General features: G+C 45.2%; 3 protein-coding genes. All 3 read right to left on the bottom strand.

Features of this window, described 5'->3' with window-relative positions; translation table 11 throughout:
• Positions 1 to 219, bottom strand: a 219-nt coding sequence (locus tag H0Z23_RS08750) for a hypothetical protein (protein WP_296869066.1), incomplete at its 3' end; no start/stop codon positions are given.
• 96 nt (positions 220 to 315) lie between these two features.
• Positions 316 to 1,767 (bottom strand): flagellar filament capping protein FliD, encoded by a 1,452-nt coding sequence (gene fliD / locus H0Z23_RS08745; RefSeq protein ID WP_296869065.1) that lies wholly within the window; start codon positions 1,765 to 1,767, stop codon positions 316 to 318.
• A gap of 34 nt (positions 1,768 to 1,801) precedes the next feature.
• The coding region (locus H0Z23_RS08740; protein WP_296869064.1) for a methyl-accepting chemotaxis protein at positions 1,802 to 3,409 on the bottom strand (1,608 nt) is incomplete at its 5' end.

The raw sequence follows: 3,409 nt of genomic DNA, 5'->3' as shown, positions 1-3,409 counted from the left end.
CAAAGGCACAAGATCCTTGTTTTCTTTCCCTGTTATTGTGTTAAAAGGCACATCCGAACCTTCTAATTTTTCACTTGAGGCATCAGCTTTCGGTTCCAAGACATTCAAAAAACCGTCAGCCTTACCCTCTTGGCCATCAATTCCGACACCCTTTAACTTTGCATCTTTGCCGCTACCAACTACCTTGCCAATCCCTTGCAGCCCACAAAGCTCATTCACTTTCATCACCTCGCAGAAAAGCTCTGCCCTGCTTAGTTTTCGGCAAAAAGTATTCAAAACAACATATCTAAATTACAAAAATCTTATATGCGCTCGCTAAGAATTATCTCCTCCAGGGGGGTAGTAAAGAGAACTAAGAGAAGTTATATATGACGACATCTTTGTGAGTTCTGCAAGGCGCGTCTCCATGTTGGTGTAGAGGGCCTCTAAGGCAGCCTGCTCCATAGCCAACTGAGCCTCAAGAGCATCTATGCGTTGAGATATAGCTCTTGCCTGTCTCTCCAGCTGATCTATCCTGTTAGGGATTTCCCCCTCCTTAGCTGTAGTGAGACCAACATTTTGTGGAGATTCCGATATCTTACCATCGGCAAAGGCTTTAAGCTCTCCGGCAAAAGAATTCATTATGTTCTTGACTTTCTCCGGAGATTCCAACATCGCCTCCATGAATTTGGATTCATCGAACTGAAGCTTACCGCTCTTGCCGTAATCCACTGACTCCGTCTCTATGCCCAAATATGCAAGAGTAGCCAACTCGCCATCGCCTGCATCTCTAGGTCTACTCACTATGTACCTCATCTCCTGCTTCGATCCCCACAACAAGGAATCGCCCCTGAGCAAGCCCCACCTTCTTTCTATATCCGATTTGGGATCTGAAACGGGTTCTTCTGTCATGCGGATATTTATCCAATCCAAAGCAGCATTGTAGGCCTCCACCATGCTCTTAACGCCATTAACAGCCTCTTCTGCATCCAAGACAATATCAACCGAAGCCTTGCCCTCGTACTTCACATCAAAAGTAACGCCCTCAAACACGTCATCTATGGTGTTGCTGGAACGTTCTATGGTAATGCCATCTACGTTCAAGAGTGCGTTAGAAGCTTGTTGGATCTCATTTTTAAATTCACCTGTCTCATCGATAACTCCAAGGGACTTAAGCACTCCATCTGCATCAGTAGCAGTAATGGCATAATCAGCTCCAGTTTTAGTGCTGGATATAACCAACCTGTTGTCTATAATCTCAGCTGCTATCGGAGGGGCTATGCTTTGTTCCTCTGCAGCTTTCGAGACAGAATCATTTATCTTGTTGGCCACTGCCTCAAGATTATCACCCTCATCTACCGTCACAGAAACACTGAAAGAGCCTATAGCAAGACCAAATGTCCCACTAAGGCCCAAAGTATCAGAGCTGCTATCTTGGCGATCTGAAGTCACACGATGGTTTTTAGCTACCTGCAGCACTTCTACTTCGTATCTATCTACGGAGGCGTCCGGAGCAGCTTCCACGGAGAGAAAATCCTCAGAGCCACTTAAAACGCTAATCTCCGCCTTTTTATTTAAAAAGGTAGACTCCATGGTTAGGGGATCTAAACTGCTTTTGAGATCCTTAAAATATGTCTCAAGCTCTTTGTACAGAGCCTCTTTGTCCTCAAGCTTCTGCTGCTCCTCTTTCCATTGGCTTTCTATGGCCCGTCTACTGTTTATCTGCTCGTCAATTATCTTTCCCCAATCAATACCTGAGGATACCCCAGTAATCTGCATGTCCGCCATCTTTATCCCCCCCATAGAGTAGCTTAATGCTGCTCTATATCTTAAAGCGCTTCATACTCTCTACCATTTGCTCCACTGCGGCATTTAACTCTTCGCTGGAAGCGCTTACTTCCTGGCTCGAATCAGCAAAATCCTTTATTGAAAGGTGTATTTCCTTCATGGCAGAAGCTATGGAATTCACCATTTCAGTAACGTTGTTTACCATGCTAGCCATTTCCTGGCTAGATGCGCTCTGTTGTTGAGATGATGCCGCCAAGTCTTGAATATTGGAAGCTATGGATTTTATCTGCTCCATTATCCTTTCAAGCTTTAGATCAACATCCTTGGTTTTAACTTGTGATTCCTCAACAGCCCCTACGACCTCTTCTGTGGCGCTTACTGCCTTCTGCACCCCTTCCTGAATTCTTCCCAAGATATCGCCTATATGTTGAGTCGCATCCTTGCTGTTTTCCGCAAGCTTCCTTATCTCGTCAGCAACCACGGCGAAACCTCTTCCTGCTTCTCCAGCTCTCGCAGCTTCTATGGCAGCGTTCAGCGCCAGAAGGTTCGTCTGCTCCGCAATATTGTTTATCTGCTCCAGAATCTCTCCTATGTTCATAGCTTTGCCTGCAACGTCCTTTATCACCTCTGCTGTCAGGTCTGTCTTTTCCTGCGTTGTTTCCACAGCTTTCGTTATATCTTTTATAGCCTTCTGCCCCTCACTAGCACTCCTTTCAACTTCCCCGGACTGATTGGCCAGCTCCTGAGCCAAGGTTGCCAAGTTCTGAGCACTAGATGCCACCTGTTCTACGCCTGCACTTAGCTCTTCAACGGCAGCGGCAATGCTTTGGGTATTGTCGTTTACAGCCTCCACCCTTGCAGTCATCTCCTCGCTTGCGGCTCCTGTTTCTTCTGCCGTTGCACTAAGCCCTTCTGAAGATTGGCCTATTTCTTCTGTCATCTTTAAAATATCCTTAAACAGTTCCTTAAGGCCTTCCACTGTTTTTGTTAAGCTTGCCCCCATCTGGGCTATTTCATCACTTCCCTCTGCATCAAAAGATACTGTAAAATCTCCTTTAGCCAAAATCTCTAACTTGTCCGCAAAGCCCCCTATTCTCTTAGTTATAGAACCGGACATATAAAAAATCATCCCAATTATGATTAGTAAGCCTGTGGCCATGATTAACAAAATTTTAAGCGTCAAGGCCCTAACACCAGCATATAGCTCATCTTCAGATATCACTAGGCCTACAGACCAACCATTTGCACCTATGGGAGTAAAGAAAAGAAGCTTTTGGACTCCATCTGGGCTTTTTATTTTCCCCATTCCATCCTTGCCTGCTACCATCATGGAACCTAATCGAGATAACCCCTCAAATCCAACATCATCCGCATTCAACACGTTAAAACTCATAACAAGATCTTTATTAGGATGGGCTAAAGTCAATCCATCTCTTCCAACCAAAAAGGCATATCCCTTACCACCTAAATTTAGGTCCTTTATTCCTCTTGTCAAATAGTCAAGCGACATAGAGGCACCAACAAGACCTACTAGCTGCCCGTTTTCCCCTTCTACCCGACTGGCACACACTATGACGGGCATGCCGGTAGCCTTATTTATGACGGGGTCACTCCAAACAACTTTCTTGCCATTTTTTATAAT

Source organism: Thermovirga sp. (assembly GCF_017656375.1).
GTDB lineage: Bacteria > Synergistota > Synergistia > Synergistales > Thermovirgaceae > Thermovirga.
This window is presented reverse-complemented; position numbering and strand designations above follow the sequence as displayed.